This is a genomic window from Leucobacter celer subsp. astrifaciens (assembly GCF_001273835.1).
Classification (GTDB): Bacteria; Actinomycetota; Actinomycetes; order Actinomycetales; family Microbacteriaceae; genus Leucobacter; species Leucobacter celer.
In genome coordinates, this window is record NZ_JHEI01000133.1 from 195,498 (window position 1) to 212,409 (window position 16,912).

A 16,912-nucleotide genomic window follows, 5' to 3' on the forward strand; every position below is an offset into this window, starting at 1 on the left:
GGATCGCTCAGCGCCCGCGCAAGGTGCGCGATGGGAGCTGGCCGTAACGGGTGCGGTACGAGCTCGCAAAGCGTCCGTGGTTGTAGAACCCCCACTCCGTGGCGATATCCGAGACCGAGATCGTCTCCGGGGTGCCTCGGACCAGGTCGTGGTGCGCGCCTTCCAGTCTCATGCGCGTGAGATACGCCCCAGGGCTGACACTCAGGTGCTCGGTGAAGCCGCGGTGGAGCGTGCGCACGCTCGCCCCGACCGCGGCTGCGATGTCCGGAACGGTGATCGCCTGCCGGACGTTCTCCTCGATGAAGGCCTGAGCGCGTCTCACCACTGCGGGACTCGAGCGACGCGGCGGCGAATCGAGGGCCTCGCGGTACTGGTGTTCGGCGGCGAGGAGCAGGCCGGTCATCAGCGTGTCCGAGATCTGGGTGACGAAGTAGGGATTCGACACCAGGCCGGAGGGACTCTTCATCGCTTCGCGCATCATGGTGACGAGGCTCCACCACTGACGGCCACGAACGGTGCGCAGATCCAGCAAGCGGAGGAAACGGATCTCGCTGGTGGCCTCCGCTCCCAGCAGCCGGGCCAGTTGAGCCTCCATGGTGCGTCTATCGAACCGGACCATGGTCAGGCGCTCGGAGCCGAGCGCCCATCCGGTGATCTCCACGCCGTCGACCGGCCCGGACACTGCTGCTGCGAACGGCGTTGCGGTGAAAGTACGCCTGCCGGTGGTCAGGTCGAGATTTCCGACATCGGGAGCGCTGACGCTGTAGAACTGGTCCTGGCCGCCCACCGTGAGGCTGACTTCGCACCCGTAGTGGAGCTCTCCGAAGGTCAGAGCTCCGAGCGGACTCGCGATCAGCGAGTAGGCGAAGGGAGTACGAGATCTTTTCGGCGACAGGCGGTGGTCGTAAAAAGCGCGCGAGCCGATCTCAATTGCATGGTCGACGTCGGTTGTGCGGAACACCCGCGTCTCTGACATTGAGAACCACCTTGACTCGAGTCGAACGGCATGAGGATGCTCTGCGTGCGCTCAGCAGCAAGTTGCGAAGATCCTACATCAGCTTGCATAGTGCCCGAACTCCGGCCTCCGAAGTCGTGGAGCGGGCCGACGCGGCACAAATAGGACAAAGACGTGACTCAAAACGTATGTCGGGCGGAGGCGTGCGCGGCTTTACTCGAGATACCTACGTGTTCCGACCGCCACAACTGTGCTGGTGAGCTCTATTCCGGCTGACATCCGCCGTGAATCGAGGGACGGACCCGATGGAGCGAATCAGCGGTTCGCTCCGTTCCGTGTTCCGGATCGTGGGCCCGGGAACGAGCGATGAAACTGCGGGAGGCAGAATGCTGGTGAGATTTGGGGTGCGCCGAGCTGAAGGCGGTACCAAGGCCCTGATGGGGATCGGGCTTGTGCTGGCGCTGTTCGCCGTCTTGCTCGTTCCCGCAGGGGCGTGGGCCGCGCCGGGCGATCTCGCGCACGGCACCGTGTACTCGGATGCGAACAAGAACGGCGCGTTGGACGCCGGGGCAGCCGGCGATGCCGATGTGGGTCTCGAGGGGGTGACCGTCAATGTGCTCGACGCGGACGGCAACCTGCTGGCGAGCACGGTGACCGCCGCTGACGGCACTTGGGCGATCTCGGAGTCCGCCGTGACGGGCACTCCGGCGCGGATCGAGATCGTCACCGCTGACGCGAACGGCGATGTCTACGGGACCTACACGACGACGAACGCCGAGAACCACTTCGCGCGCAGCAGCGCACCGAATCGCGCGGTCGCCGACCTCACGGGCACCGACGTCGAGCTGAACGCCCTGGTGTACCCGGTGTGGAAGCTGGACCTGAAACTCGCCGACGACCCGAACGGTGTCGGCGGCAAGTCGATCCTCACCGGCGCGCCGACCTGGGACCCCAATTCGGCGGAGGACGGCTTCGACGACAGCACCTCCAACACGCGGGTCCGCTCCGCCGACATCGTGGCCTTCAACTGGTCGCTGACGGCCGAGAGCGAGGACGGCTCGATCGGCGACACCTTCGCGGATGCGGTCTTCGAGCAGACGATCTTGTTCTCCGACGGAGCGGTGGCGAACTTCGTGTCGATCCCGGCGATCTGCGATCAGGCCCAGAGCACGATCGTCGCGCAGCCCTCCGGCACCACCATCGCCGCGAAAGCAGACCCGCCTGCCGGCACTACGAGTGTGGTACTGAGTTGCGTGCTGGGCGAGATGGGAGTCTCTCCGGCGCCGTCGGCCTACATTCTGTCGACCCTGGTGCAGCCGTCGGCCACCTCACCGAACGGTTCATCGTTCGAGACGGAGTCCCGGTTCTACGCGGTCGACGGCAACGGTGCGGCCACCGCGCAGCCCGCTCCCGGCCCCGAGGTACCGCCGATCGAGATCACCGCGGCACCTCGGTACGACCTCGAGAAGACTCCGGGCGACCGTACATATACCGGCTATAAGAGCATCGATGGTGAACCGGTCCGTGGCATCTTCACGTACTACAACCTGAAGATCTCGACCGACCGGAAGGTCGGCGTCGAGGCCTTCGAGCAGCCGCTCACCTTTGAAGACAGCTTCTGGGGTGTTCGCAGCGTGGCCGGCCCGGACGGTGAGCCGGTAGGTTCTCCGGTGACCGATCTCAAGTGGTACATCGACCTGTGTGATCATGGTGTGCTTCCTGGAAGCGGCATCAATCCGAGCACCACGGTCTACAGCCGGATCGGCTACTCGCTGCTGGCCACCGAGGCCAACAGCGCCCGCCACTCAGGCAATTGCGCCTACGAGCGCACAGGTGCTGCCGACACCGGCAACTACACCTTCACGCTGCAGGGCATCGATACCTCGGGTATCTCCTACCCCACGCAGACGATCGGGGGACAGTCCCTGGCCGCCGGCCCCTACTACGTGGCGTCCTACCGCGTGCGGGTGTTCGTTCCGCTCACCGAGATCGATCGTATGCAGGGCGCCGCCACCGACGGCGTCGGCGAGCTCAGCATCTTCAACCGCGTGGGCGACTTCGACCCCGAAAGTGTCTCGGGCGCCAGCAATTTCGGCTCGGGCAACGAGCCCGGATCCTGCTTGGCCGGTCCCTCGAGCGACCAGGCCACGAATTGCGACGTGATGGAAGACGGCCGTCGCAGCAATAACGTTGCCGGTCCCAGCACCCTGCGCATCTCGGCGGGATCATGGGGCAAGTACCTCAACGACGCCACCACCGGATGGGCGAACGGAGTGGCTTCGCTCCCGAATCTCTCGGTTGCACACGGCGGTGACGGCCAAGTACAACCGGGCCAGACCTTCTCATCCCGGCAGGTGCTCAACAACACCGGCACGGACATGACGCGCGCGGAGATGTGCGACGTCTTCGACCGCACGATGCTCAAGCTCGCACCGCTCGCGCAGGATGTATCAGCGACGAATCCGTTTGATGCCGGCCGCTACTCTGCAGTGCTCCGCTATCGGAACGGAACGACCGAAGCACCCGCCGAACAGCAGGCGCGGCAGGGCGACTGGGAGATCAAGTACGGCACCGTCGACCTGACTGGCGATGACCCGAACACCGGAGTCTTCGACACAGCGACCGACCGGTACGAGGGGGACTGGAGCAACCAGAAGGCCGCGGCGAGCGGCAGCGGCACCGCCTGCGGCTCCGCCGACATCACCTGGTACGACTCGCCCGAGGACGTGCCGGGCGGCGTCGACGCGGTCAACGTGGTGTGGGCGAAGACCGCACCGGGCTACGTGGTGCAGGGCGGCGACATCGAGTACTGGTATCTCGCGTTCGAGCAGCGCGACACCTACAACGGCGGGCCGCACGCAGGCGAGACGATCCCGTCGGGCACGGTCGCCGTCAACTTCGGTAATGTGTCGACTTCGACTTTCGCAACAGCTTGGGCCGGCAACGGCTATATGCCAGGGGCGGGCATGACAGGTGGCACGCACCAGACCGGCGAGAACGGTTCCACGTACGGAGATCGTTGGACCGTTGCCCGGGCCGACCTGCGCATCCAGAAACGCACGATCGACGAGACCGTCGACGGAGAGGCCTCATCGGGGGTCTCGAACTACGGCGTCACCGGTGCCGCGGTCGCAGGGAGGCCGGTGGTCTGGGAGCTCACGCCCACACTGACCGCGGCCTCCGACGAGCCGGCCCCGGTGGCCGGCATCACCGTCACCGACACCCTGCCGGAGTATGTCGTGTACGACGAAGCCGCGACGCAGGCGCTCGCCACAGCGGGCGGATTCCCCGCCCCCTCGTCGGCGACGGTGAACCCCGACGGCACCACGACCGTCGTATGGAGCCTCGGTATCCGTACGCCGAACGAGGATCTGCCCGTGCTCAAGGTCGCCACACGCACCGATCCGATGTCGCCCCCGAACACCACCGCGGTGAACGAGGTGCTGATCGCCGCAGACGGCGTGCCCCGGGTGTCGAGGCACTTCGATGACCACACCATCCGCATCGAGCAGTCGGGCCAAGTGCAGTTGAAGAAGAGTGTGGATCGCCGGCTCGATCTGCAGGATGACGACCAACGGTACACGCTGGAGGTCAAGAACTTCAGCGAAACCCTGATGATCCAGGCTCCGACGATCTACGATGCACTGCCCTACGGCGGCGACGCGACGAACGACGCGAATGTGCAGCGCACGCCCCCATCGGACTACGCGGGAACGAATCGGTTGAACGCCGCTCCGGTCGCGACCGACTTCGACGGGGCCACCCCGCGCGCCGGCGTCTTCTACTACACGACAGTCCCGGGATCAGAGATCCCCCAGCGGCAGCAGGACGACACCGACCCCTCGATCTGGTCGACGACCTTCACCCCGAATGCGACCGGCTTCAAGTTCGTGTCGGCGACCCCGCTGGCGACGACCGCCGACGCTTCGGGATCGGGGATCAAGATCGCGTTCCAGACCGACCAGGCCGAGAACGAAGCGGGAGACGTGTACACCAACCGCTTCACTGCGATCAGCCCGACACTCGACGGCGGCAATCAGCTGCTCACCTCGAACACCGTGTCGGTGCGGGTGCTCGGATTCTCACTGGGCGACTTCATCTGGTTCGATATCGACGGCGACGGGGCCTACACCGCGGGCACGGATCGGCCGGCCCCGGAAGGCGTCACGGTGCAGGTGCGCGACGCGGCGGGGACGGTGGTGGACACCGCCGCGACACTCGGCGGAGCACAGGAGGGACGCTGGATCGTCAACGATCTGCCCGCCGGAGACTACTACGTCACCATCCCGGCATCCGAGTTCGCCGACGGCGGTCTGCTGGCCGGAGCAGTTGCCGCCCCCGGCGCGGTGTCCGATCCGAACGGCGACGTGAACGAGGACGGCGACCACCACGCCATCGCAGATGGTGTTGGCGTGCGCTCCTCCGGGCTCATTACCCTGAGCGCCGATACCGCAGCCGACCCGATCACCGGAGCCGAGCCGACGGGTGAGAACGCCGCGGGGCTTTCGGCCTCGCCCCTCACCACCGACGACTTCACGAACCTGACGCTCGACCTGGCGCTCACCCCCGCCGCGAAGTTCACGGTCGCGAAGGCGGTCGACGGCGACGCAGCGCAGTACGGCACCGGCAACTTCATCGTCCAGGTGGCATGCACCAACAATGACGCAGCCGTACCCGGGTACCCCAGAACCGTCACTCTGAAGGGCGGCGAGTTCGAGGAGCTGTTCGCTCCGCTCGGCTCGCATTGCACTGCTGCCGAAACGGGGATGGGCGGAGCGACGAGTGTCGCCATCGACCCGAGCGACGGGCTCACGCTCGATGTGGAGGACGGCGAATTCACCCTCACCGTGACCAACACGTTCGACGCGGGCCAGTTCAAGATTCGCAAGGAGGTCCGGGGCGTCGGGGGAGACCTGGGCACCGACGGGCGAGAGTTCACCTTCGCGGTCACCTGCTCGTTCAACGGGGAGGATGGCGTCTTCGAGACGACCATCGCCCTCGCGGACGACGGATCGGGCGTGCTGACCTCTGAGCCGATCACGGGCCTGCCCGTCGGCGCGAGCTGCACCATCACCGAGACCGACAGCGGCGGCGCCGACGAGACGCCGGCCCCGGTGCAGCTGGTCATCGAGCAGGATCCGCAGACCGAGCAGATCGCCGGGTTCGTCAACGAGTACTCGGCGGGCGCCGTGCAGGCGCTCAAGGAACTCGCGGGCGCTGCGCAGGACGACACGTTCATCACCGGACTGGACTACGAGGTGCAGCTCGACTGCGCGATCGAACGCGATGGTGCGCTGCTCACGCTGTACAGCGGCAAGCTCTGGCTCACCCCCGGTACCGCCGTGATTCCCGAGGTCGGCGGAGTGCCGGTGAAGCTCCCCGTCGGCGCTCACTGCTGGATGCAGGAGACCGCCGACCAGGGGGCCGACGATATCGCGGTGAACTTCACCTCCTACGAGGATGCGGCCGTCGTGACCGCGGGAGCACCCGACGAGTTGCAGACCCTCGAACTCGCGGCCACCAATACCTTCGATCGGAGCGAGCTGACGGTGTCGAAGAAGGTCGTCGGGCCGGGCACCGGCGAGGCGTACGATTTCGAGCTCGCATGCACCTACCCGGTGCGCGGCGAGGACGGGGTCGAGCAGACGGTCGAGTATCCGCTCGCCGAAGGCGATGCGTCGTTCGGTCTGCGGGACGGTGAGAACAAGACCGTCTCCGTGCTCGCGGGTGTCACCTGCAAGGTGGTCGAGACGAACGTGCCCGAGGGGGCGACGGTCACGATCGTCGATAGCGACGGTGCGACCGCGGGCGGCACCGCCGATGGCGAGCTGAGCCGCGTCACCGGGTCGGCGAACACCGTCGAGGTGACGAACACTTTCACCCTCGATCAGAAGACATCGACCCCTCCGCCGACGATGCCGATCACCGGTGCCGCGCCGCTCCTCGGTGTGCTCTGGTCGGCATTGGGTCTGCTCCTCACCGGCGCGGCGCTCCTGCTCACCCGCCGCCGACAGGCGGCCCAGCGAGGAGATGCGCCGTCGGAGACGTGAGCAGCCGTTAGACGGCGGTAACAGAACGTCCCGGCCCTCCCTGGCTGGACTCGCCCTCCCTCTCCCCCCCCCCCAAGGCGAGATCTGTTACCGCTTCCCCAAGACCCGCCACCGCCAACCCCAAATAGCGGTGGCGGGTCGCCCCTTCTCCGCCTCCCGGTACCGCCGGGCGCTGGAAACACACTCCGGGTCGGCACACCTCCGCCGCATCCGGCGCAGGTGTGCCGCCCTACTGAGCCCGGCGGCGTGCTCCGACACGCAGGCGACTGAGCGCCAGGCGAGTCGGATGAATCCGGCGAACCGGCTCCTGAGGCTCCTCGCCGCCCTCGCAGTGCCGCTCGGCCTCGTTCTGCGGCGGCGGGCGCGCCGCGATCCGGAACTGATGCACGAGGACGCCGACGGCGAGAGCGGGTGAGCGATATGTGCATCAGCGATCCCGCGGATCCGGCGGAGGCGGTGGGAGCCGCTGAGTCGAAGGTGGTGGTGGATGCCCCGAACGGCAGCCCGCTGTGGCGGGACGTACGGACGGCGAACGCGGGGAAGCTGGAGACGCGTATCGACAACGAGGATGCGGTGGATCCGATCGGAGAGGGAATGCCGGTTCGGTGGCATCTCGACTACTGGACGGATCCCGTTCTCACTCAGAAGCTCCGAGGCCTCGATGAGGGCTGAGCGAGGAACGCTCAGCCCGCCGTTGTCGAGATCTGCACCGAGTTCCCCCACGGATCCGCGGTCGTGAGGCCATCGACCGAACGCTCGTAGTCGTGGCCGGCCGCGTCGAGCCGCTCGGCGATCTCGTCGACGGCGTCGGCCCCCGGCACGGTGATGGTGAGGGAGCCGAGGCCGGTGGCGTTCTCCCGAGCGCCCGCGCCGGCGCTCTGCCAGGTGTTCGTGGCGAGATGGTGGTGGTAGTCGCCGGCTGCGTAGAACAGAGCCCCGTCGGTCTGCGAGGTCACCGCGAAACCGAGGGCGTCGGCGTAGAAGGCCCGTGCCTCGTCGAGGTCGCCGACCTTCAGGTGCACGTGCCCCATGGTCGCGGAGGCCGGATCGGCGGCACCCGCTCCGAGGTGCTCCTGGATGAAGGCGTTGGGGTCGAGCTCCGCAGACCCCATCTGCACCTCGCCGTTCTCCCAGCGCCATTCGCTGCGCGGCCGGTCGACGTAGAGCTCGAGGCCGTTGCCCTCGGGGTCGAGGAAGTAGAAGGCCTGGCTCACCGCGTGGTCGGCCGAGCCCTGGAAGGTCTCGGGAGCGACGGTCGCGATGTTCATGATGGCGCTCGCGAGAGCGGCTTCGTCGGGATAGAGGATCGCCGAGTGGTAGAGGCCCGCCTCTGCGAGGGTGGAGCCCGACTCGCCGCCCGATCCCGACGTCACCCGCAGCAGCGGGGCATCGAGCCCGAGCACCACCTCGTCATCCGACTCGCTCAGCACCGTGAGGCCGACCGCGTCCTCGTAGTACGCCCGCACCTTCGGGAGGTCGTGGGCGTTCAGCTCCACGACCCCCATGGACGTGTCGTCGGGGAGCGCGGCCGACGGTGCGGCATCCTCCGCGCTCGAGCGCGACGAGGCGATGACGCCCCACACGATCCCCGCGATCGCGGCGAGCACGATGACGACGGAGACGATCAGGAGGGCCCGAGACCGGGGGAGCGCTGAGAAAACTGCCATGCCCTCCCCGAACGCGGGTGCGGGAACCCGCATTCCTGGGAATCCGTGGTGGGCGCAAAGGCGCGGTGGGCCGCATTCCCGCTTTTGGATCGTATTGCGTCGGCCCGCTGCCCGGGGACAGGGCGGAACGCGATACCGGAGCTGATCCTCAGGGCGTTGGCGAGTGTCGGTTTCGCAAGGCTCATGTTCAGTATGGTGACGACAGCCTGAACCATCTCGCACAAGGGATCCTCGTTGCCGTTCTCGAGCTCGGCGAGACAGTGGAGCGAATTCCTGGTCCGGTGAAAAGCCTTGCCCAGTATCCCCAATGGTGCGGGCAGCCCCTGGCGCGACGGCTCAACTGATAACGCCGCGGGGGTAATAGCTTGTCCGCACCCAGCGGACGCGCTCGAGGCGCCCACTCAGGAGGCGATCAGTGGGAGGAAGGAGAGGAGCAGGCTCACGACCCCGATGGCGGTGAGGGTGATCCCCGCGACGTAGACGGCGTGCACCACCGGGCGGCGCGGCTCCGGCCGCATTCTGTCGGGGCGGCGTTCACTGATGAAGGCGTTTGCGGTCTCGCGCCCGCGCCAGAGCAGTGTCTCGTCTCCGGTCAGCAGGCGCTCCCAGAAGCCGTTCGCGGCGTACCATCGGGCGCGGATCCGCGAGCCCTCGGCGACGAGCACGATCTCGACGGGCACCCAGCGGCCGTCGCCGGCCTTCACCAGGAGTCCGAACAGCAGAGCGGGCAGGCCGATGCCCAGTCCGAGCCAGGAGAGCACCTCACCGATGGTTCCGAGAGCGTCGATCAGGTTCACCCGCGCTCCCGTCCTCATCCGTGGCGAGGGAACCAGGCTCGCAAAAAAAGGGGTTCGCTGCGATCGTAGATCACCGCGGACCCCTGCCGCACGTCGGATTGCGGGTGCTCCGCGCCGACCCGCGGACGGCTCATTGAGCGAGCACCCGGGGCCATCCGGTGATCACCCGGCGCGTACTCGGCGCGTGCTCGGCGAGGGAGAAGAACCGGGATAGTGTTTCCCGCCGCGTCGCATCGAGGGCTCCGGGCACAAATAGCATTGGTGCCGACGCGCTGGCGAGTCGGAGTAACGCATCAGCCGAAGGGGAGCCCAGTGCGCAGAAGGTTGGGTACCTTGCAGAAGTCAGTCGTGCGCCGTTCGCTGTGGACCGCACTCGCATTCGGAACTGTTGCGGCGCTCGTGGGCGGCAGCCTGCTTGCCACCGGATCGCCGGGGTTGGCGGCGCCGCAACAGCACGTGCAGTCGTTCGCCTACACCGGGTCTACCGCGGTGTGGTCGGTGCCGAGCGGCGTGCACTCGGTGCAGGTCGAGATCCGCGGCGGCCAGGGCGGCAACGGCGGCGATGACGCCGCCGGTGCTCCGGCCACCGGCACCTACCGAGGCCTGGTCACCGGCACTATCGACGTGACTCCGGGCCAGGCGCTCACCGTCGCCGTCGGCAGCGGCGGGGCCACCGGCGCGAGCAGCGCCCAGGGCACTGCCGCCGGGCCGGCGGGCGGGAACAACCCGCTGTCGGGCTACGACGGCGGCATGGGCGGCAGGGTCGGCACCGCCGGCAGCTCGGGTCAGGGCGGCGCCGGCGGCGCGGCGAGCGTGCTGCGCATCGACGGCGTCGACATCGTCGCGGGCGGCGGCGGCGGCAACGGCGGCTCCGGCCAGTACGCGCCTACCAAGGGCCGTGTCGCGGACAGCACCTTCGTGCCGCGCACCGATGCCGTCTCCACGAGCGGCCAGGCAGGGCTGCAGCCGACGGGCGGCAACAACGACGGCGGCGGATCCGGCGGCGGCGGTGGCGGTGCCCACGGCGGTGCCCAGGGGCGCGTGGAATTCGGCGCGGGCACCTCGACCGAGTGGTTCGGCTACGGCGGCTCGGTCGGCCAGAACTCCACGGCGTCGTTCACCGCGCTCAGCGCGGGCTACGAGCACCTCGCCCAGAACACGGGTCACGGATCGATCGTGATCCGATGGGTGACCGGCGTCGCGGCCGCACCCGCCGCGCCGCAGGGCGTCGCGGGCATCGGCGAGGTCGATCTCTACTGGAATGCGCCGACCGAGATCGGCCAGGGGCCCGTCACCGACTACCGGGTGCAGTACAGCGCCGACGGCGGCACGAGCTGGAACGATGCCCCGTCCGTCGGATCCGCCGCCACCGAGCAGACGGTCACAGGGCTGAGCAACGGGACCGCCTACGTCTTCCGCGTCGCCGCGGTGACGCCGGCGGGGATCGGCGACTACTCGCCGCAGTCCCAGCCGCTCACCCCCTTCGCGCTGCCGTCCGCACCGACGATCACGGATGTCGCTCCGCTGGACGGCGCGCTCTCGGTCGGCTTCACCGCGCCCGCCACCGGTGCCCCGCCGACCGGCTACCAGTACCGGGTCGACGGCGGCGCCTGGGTGCCCGTGGCCGGTATCGGGCAGCCGATCACGATCCCGGGTCTGAGCAACGGCACGCCCTACAGCATCGAGATCCGCGCGACGAGCAGCGTCGGGGCCGGCGCCGCGAGCGCCCCCGAGAGCGGCACCCCGCGGGCGGTTCCCGGTGCGCCGACCGTCACCGGGGTCGCCGCAGGCGTCGGCACCGGCACCGTCTCCTTCGCCGCGGGATTCGACGGCGGATCGCCCATCACCGGCTACGAGTACCGCCTCGACGGTGGTTCCTGGCAGACAATCGCCTCGGGCACGAGTCCGCTCGCACTGAGCGGACTCGACGACGGCGCCTCCGCGAGGGTCGAAATCCGCGCGGTGAACGCGCTCGGGGCGGGAGCGCCCAGCGCGCCGGTCACCGTGACGACTCCCGACGTGCCGGGGGCGCTCGTCGACGCCGCGGCGGTCGGGCTCGACCGCGCGGTGTCGGTGGACTTCGCGCTCGGCACCACCGGCGGATCGCCGATCACCGGCGTCGAGGTGAGCCTCGACGGCGGCGCGAGCTGGGCGCCGATCGGCCTGTCTGGGCCGATCACGATCCCGGGCCTTGCGAACGGAGTGGAGCAGAGCGTGCAGCTGCGTGCGGTCAACGCCGTCGGGGCGGGGCCCGCGAGCACCGTCGCGGCGACGCCGGCCACGGTGCCGGGTGCGCCGAGCATCACCTCGGTGCGCGACAACGAGGCGGGCGCCCTTGAGGTGGAGTTCACCCCGCCCGCGCAGAACGGCGGATCCGCGATCAGCGGCTACGAGTACTCGACGGACGGCGGCCTGAGCTGGGCCGCCGCTGCCGGAGGGGGCGCGTCTCCGTTCACCATCGCGCAGGGGAGCGACGGCGGAGAACTCGATCCCGAGACCGTGTATCCGATCGCGCTGCGCGCCGTCAACGCCGTCGGCGCCGGTCCCGCCTCCTCCGCGCTGAACACCCTCGGACCGGTGCCGCCGGTGCTCGCCGGTGCTCCGACGATCACCGCGGTCGTCTCGCAGCCGGGCGCCCTGGCCGTCGAGTTCACGCCCGGCGACAACGGCGGCGCGACGGTGACCGAGTACCAGTACTCCGTCGACGGCGGCGACAGCTGGGCGTCGACCGGATCCCTCTCCGATCGCTTCGTCATCGGCGGTCTTACCGACGGCACCTCCTACCCGGTGCTGGTGCGCGCCGTGACGAATGCGGGCGACGGCGCGAGCTCGGCCCCCGTCTCCGGCACCCCCGCCTCCGCGCCCGAGGCGCCGACGCTCACGGCGCTGCAGCGGGGCGACGGACAGCTCACGGTCGAAGCGGCACTGGGAGCCAGCGGCGGATCCCCGATCGCCGACCTCGAGTACACGCTCGACGGAGGTGCGAACTGGCACTCCACCGGCCGCATCGAAGGACCGGTGACGATCTCCGGCCTGAACAATGGCGAGAGCGTCACCGTGCAGCTCCGCGCACGCAACGCGGTCGGGGTGAGCGGCGGCTCGAACCCGCTCGGCGCCAGCCCGTCAGCGGCCCCACCGCAGCCGGCGCTCACGCTGACCGCCGGCGACACGACTGTCGCCGTCGCGGTCTCCTTCCCCTCCGACGGGGGTGCTCCGCTGACCGGAATCGAGTACTCGCTCGACGGCGGCGACACCTGGGTGGACACGGGCAGCCTCTCCGGCGCCCTGCTGCTGACCGGCCGCGCGAACGGAACTCCCGTCGAGGTGCGCGTGCGCGGGGTGAACGCGATCGGCGCGGGCGCCGTCGCGGTCGAGACAGCGACCCCGCGCACGGTTCCCGGCCCGCCCACGGACGTGACCACGGTGGGGAACACCTCCTCGGTCGAGGTCGCCTGGCAGGCGCCGGCCGATGACGGCGGATCGCCCGTCACCGGGTACACGGCCTACGCGTACGCGAGTGCGGCCGCCACCACACCCGTGGCCTCGTGCACCAGCACCGGCGACGAGGCGTGCACCATCCAGGGCCTCGCCAACGGTTCCACCTACTTCGTCGCCGTAGCGGCGCAGAACGCCGCCGGTACCGGACCGGAGTCGGTGCGGCGCCCCTCGGCGATGCCGCTCGTGCGACCGGGAGCCCCGAACCTCACGGCTGCCACCGCGGGAGACCAGCGCCTGACCTTGACCTTCTCGGCGGGCACCGCCGGGGACCGGCCGATCCAGCGCTACGAGTACACCGTCGACGGCGGCGCGACCTGGCTCTCGCTCGGCACGGGCAGCCCGGCGAACGTCTCGGGCCTCACCAACGGCACGCAGTATCACGCGCAGGTGCGCGCGGTGAGCGAGGCGGGCCCGGGCCTCGCCTCGAACGTGCGCAGCGGCACCCCGTACGGCTATCCGTTCGCGCCGACGAGCATCGTCGCGACCCCCGGCAGCGGGGGCGCCTCGGTGAGCTGGAGCCCGGCCGACCTGAACGGCACCGCGCTCTCGCGGTACGCGGTGACGCTGTTCAACGCGCAGAGCGGTGGCGCGGTGGTCTCGGGCCCCCTCTACACGACGGGCACCAGCCTCAACTTCACCGGGCTCGCGAACGGCACGACCTACTACGTCTCGATCCAGACCGAGGCCACGGCGCCCGTCGGAGGCACACTGTACTCCGAGCGCTCCGATCCGCGCGTTCCGGTGACGCCCAATCAGGCCGGCACCCCGCCGACCTTCGGCACGCCGACGCGCACCGCCGACGGGTACACGGTCACCATTGCCAACTACCACGCGTCGTCGTCGTACGCCCTCGACCAGGCGGGGCTGCCCGCGGGCGCCTCGGCGGCCCGATCCGGCGACACCATCACGGTGACGGGCCTGGCTCCCGGCGCCGGCGGCACGGTCGGGGTCACGGTGACGCGATCCGGGTTCACGCCGGCCACGGCCGCCGTGATGGGCACCGCGCTGAACGCCGGCGTGGCCCCCGAGTTCGGTGCGCCCGCGCCCACGGCCGACGGCTACACGGTGCAGATCACCAACTTCGACGCGACGGCGAGCTACTCGACCTCCGGCCTGGCGCCCGGCGTCACGGCGGTCGTCAGCGCGACCGGGCTGGTCACGGTCACCGGCGTCGATCCCGGCGCCACCGAGAGCGTGTCGGTGCGGGTCGCGAAGACGGGGGCGGTGGACGCGCTCGGGTCGACGCAGGGCTCGGCGCTCGACGCTGCGCTGCAGCCGATCTTCGGCACGCCGACGCGCACTGCAGACGGTTTCACCGTGCAGATCACCAACTACGACGCGGCGTTCGCCTGGACGGCCGCGACCTCCACGGGATCGGCGACGGTTGACTCCTCGGGCCTCGTGACCGTCACCGGCCTCGTGCCTGGCGGTGCGGCCTCCGTGACCGTCGGAACGAGCCGGATCGGATTCGTGGACGGGTCGCAGAGCGTCTCGGGATCGGCGCTCGAGGCGGCGCTCGTGCCCGTGCTCGGCACGCCGACGCGTACGGCCGACGGGTTCACGGTGCAGATCGAGAACTACGACGCGGCGTTCGCGTGGTCCGCGAACGCCGCTGACGGAGCGGCGACGGTGAGTGCGTCGGGACTGGTGACGGTGACCGGACTGGACTCCGGTGCCGCTGCGACGGTGACGGTCGAGACCAGTCGCTCGGGGTACGTGCCCGGAAGCGGCAGCGCGTCGAGCGAAGCACTCGGCGCCGGTGTGGCGCCGGTGTTCGGCGCGCCGGTGCGCACGGCCGACGGCTACACCGTCACCATCGCGAACTACCAGCCGCTGGCACTGTATGCGCTGGACCCGGCGGCGCTGCCGACGGGCGCCTCGGCGACGCTCTCCGGTGACACGGTCACCGTGACAGGGCTGGCCCCGGGAACGGCCGGCGAAGTCGGCGTCACGGTCACGCGGCCCGGCTTCATGCCAGCATCCGGCACGGCGACGGGCGCGGCCCTGGAGACCGGGGTGGCGCCGGTGTTCGGCACGCCGACGCGCACGGCCGACGGCTACACGGTGCAGATCGAGAACTACGACGCGGACGCGGCGTACACCCTCGACGACTCAGAGCTGCCGACCGGTGCGAATGCCGCTCGCAGCGGTGACACGATCACTGTGACCGGGCTGGCCCCAGGTGAGCGCGGCGAGGTGGGCATGACGGTCGCGAAGTCCGGATCCACCGACGCCTCCGAGACGGTGGCGGGTACGGCCCTGGAGACCGGTGTGGCGCCGGTGTTCGGCGCGCCGACGCGTACGGCCGACGGGTACACGGTGCTGATCGAGAATTTCGATGCGGACGCCGAGTACGAGTTCTCGGTGCCGGCGGGCGTGACGGCCGCGGTCGACGGCTCGGGCCTCGTGACCGTCACCGGCGTCGAGCCGGGTGCGGAGGCGACGCTGGAGGCGACCGTGTCGAAGTCCGGATTCACCGATGCTTCGGCCTCGGTGACCGGTGCTGCCCTGGAGACCGGTGTCGCGCCGGTGTTCGGCGCGCCGGTGCGCACGGCCGACGGCTACACCGTCGTCATCACGAACCTCGATCCCGATGCCGCCTACGCGCTCGATGAGTCGACGCTGCCCGCGGGGGCCGCGGCCGCGCGGAGCGGGGACACTATCACGGTGACCGGGCTGGAGGCCGGTGCGACGGGTGCGGTCGGGGTGACCGCGTCCCGCGCCGACCGCACGGACGCGTCGGCGACTGCGACCGGCACCGCCCTGGAGGCCGCGCTGGTGCCGGAGTTCGGGACCGTGAACCGCACCGCCGACGGCTACACCGTGGAGATCGTGAACCACGACCCCGCCTTCGACTGGTCGGTCGCCGCTTCGCACGGCGACGTCGCGATCGACGCCTCGGGGGTGGTCACCGTGACCGGCCTGGACGCGGGTGCCGCCGCGACGGTGACCGCGGAGACGAGCCGCACGGGCTACGTGTCCGGCAGTCGCGTGGTGAGCGGTGCGGCACTGGAGACCGGCGAGGCGCCGGTGTTCGGCACGCCGACGCGCACGGTCGACGGCTACACGGTGCGGATCGAGAACTTCGATCCCGACGCGGACTACGCGCTCGACGCGTCCGCGCTGCCCGCGGGCGCCGCCGCCTCCCGCGCCGGGGACGCCATCACCGTGACCGGGCTCGCGCCCGGCGCGAGCGGCGAGGTGGGTGTGACCGCGTCGAAGACCGGATACACCGACGCCGCGTCGCCCGTGACCGGCACCGCGCTCGAGACGGGCATCGCCCCAGCCTTCGGCCCGGTGACCCGCACGGCGCAGGGCTTCACCGTCGAGATCACCAACTTCGATCCCACCGCCGAGTACCTCCTCGCGGCGCCTCCCGGGACGACGGTGCGTCTGGTCGGATCAACCATCGTCGTGACCGGCCTCGCTCCGGGCAAGAGCGCCACGATCGATGCTCGGGTGCAGCTCCCGGGCTCGACCGAAGCCGCCGGATCGGTGACCGGGGCTGCGCAGCAGGCGGGCTCGGCGCCGAAGCTCTCGAAGCCGAAGCCGACCGCGGACGGCTTCGAGGTGATGATCCTCGACTACGATCCGTCGCTCGAGTACACCGTCACCGTGACGCACGGCACGGTGAAGCGCGTCGGCGCGCTGATCGTGGTCACCGGGCTGGAGCCGGGGCAGGAGGCGGTGCTGACGGTGACGGCCTCGAACGCCGACACGGCCGCGGGCACCCAGGCCGTCGCGGGTGCCGCTGCGGAGGCTCCCGGCCCGGGCGAGGAGCCCGAGGCCCCCAGCACGACGCCCGGTGGCGGACTCGCCGCAACCGGTGCCGCGGGTGCTGCGCCGATCGGCCTGCTCGCAGCACTGCTGCTGCTCGCCGGGGCGGGGCTCGTCGTGCGACGCCGCAGGGTCTGAGCGATCGGCGGGCTTCGGAGCGGTTCTCCG

7 protein-coding genes are annotated in these 16,912 nt (G+C 70.0%); 4 read left to right on the plus strand and 3 right to left on the minus strand.

The features are described from left to right. Nucleotides 1-7: 7 nt before the first annotated feature. On the minus strand, nucleotides 8-976 hold the full coding sequence (locus AMS65_RS03360) for an AraC family transcriptional regulator (protein WP_053382753.1): 969 nt from the start codon (nucleotides 974-976) through the stop codon (nucleotides 8-10). A gap of 416 nt (nucleotides 977-1,392) precedes the next feature. On the opposite strand from AMS65_RS03360, the gene AMS65_RS03365 reads away from it, so the two are divergent. The 3 genes from AMS65_RS03365 to AMS65_RS03370 all read left to right on the plus strand — a co-directional run bounded on the left by AMS65_RS03365 (nucleotide 1,393) and on the right by AMS65_RS03370 (nucleotide 7,677). After that, a complete protein-coding gene (locus AMS65_RS03365; RefSeq protein ID WP_053382754.1) occupies nucleotides 1,393-7,005 on the plus strand; it encodes a DUF5979 domain-containing protein in 5,613 nt (1,870 codons plus the stop codon). Between the two features lie 286 nt (nucleotides 7,006-7,291). Further along, nucleotides 7,292-7,420 carry a hypothetical protein gene (locus AMS65_RS20455; RefSeq protein WP_277620055.1) on the plus strand — a complete coding sequence of 43 codons (129 nt, stop codon included), beginning with the start codon at nucleotides 7,292-7,294 and terminating at the stop codon, nucleotides 7,418-7,420. Next, nucleotides 7,417-7,677 (plus strand): hypothetical protein, encoded by a 261-nt coding sequence (locus AMS65_RS03370; RefSeq protein ID WP_157502041.1) that lies wholly within the window; start codon nucleotides 7,417-7,419, stop codon nucleotides 7,675-7,677. Before AMS65_RS20455 ends, AMS65_RS03370 begins: the two co-directional genes overlap by 4 nt. An 11-nt stretch (nucleotides 7,678-7,688) precedes the next feature. On the opposite strand, the gene AMS65_RS03375 is transcribed toward AMS65_RS03370, so the two are convergent. Both AMS65_RS03375 and AMS65_RS03380 read right to left on the minus strand, forming a co-directional pair. Continuing rightward, entirely contained in the window at nucleotides 7,689-8,672 is a 984-nt protein-coding gene (locus tag AMS65_RS03375; RefSeq protein WP_241489321.1) for a VOC family protein, read from the minus strand. A gap of 401 nt (nucleotides 8,673-9,073) precedes the next feature. Continuing rightward, nucleotides 9,074-9,469 carry a hypothetical protein gene (locus AMS65_RS03380; RefSeq protein ID WP_053382757.1) on the minus strand — a complete coding sequence of 132 codons (396 nt, stop codon included), beginning with the start codon at nucleotides 9,467-9,469 and terminating at the stop codon, nucleotides 9,074-9,076. 333 nt (nucleotides 9,470-9,802) lie between these two features. Between AMS65_RS03380 and AMS65_RS03385 the strand changes: the two genes are divergently transcribed. After that, nucleotides 9,803-16,882 carry a fibronectin type III domain-containing protein gene (locus AMS65_RS03385; protein ID WP_157502043.1) on the plus strand — a complete coding sequence of 2,360 codons (7,080 nt, stop codon included), beginning with the start codon at nucleotides 9,803-9,805 and terminating at the stop codon, nucleotides 16,880-16,882. Nucleotides 16,883-16,912 lie beyond the last annotated feature (30 nt).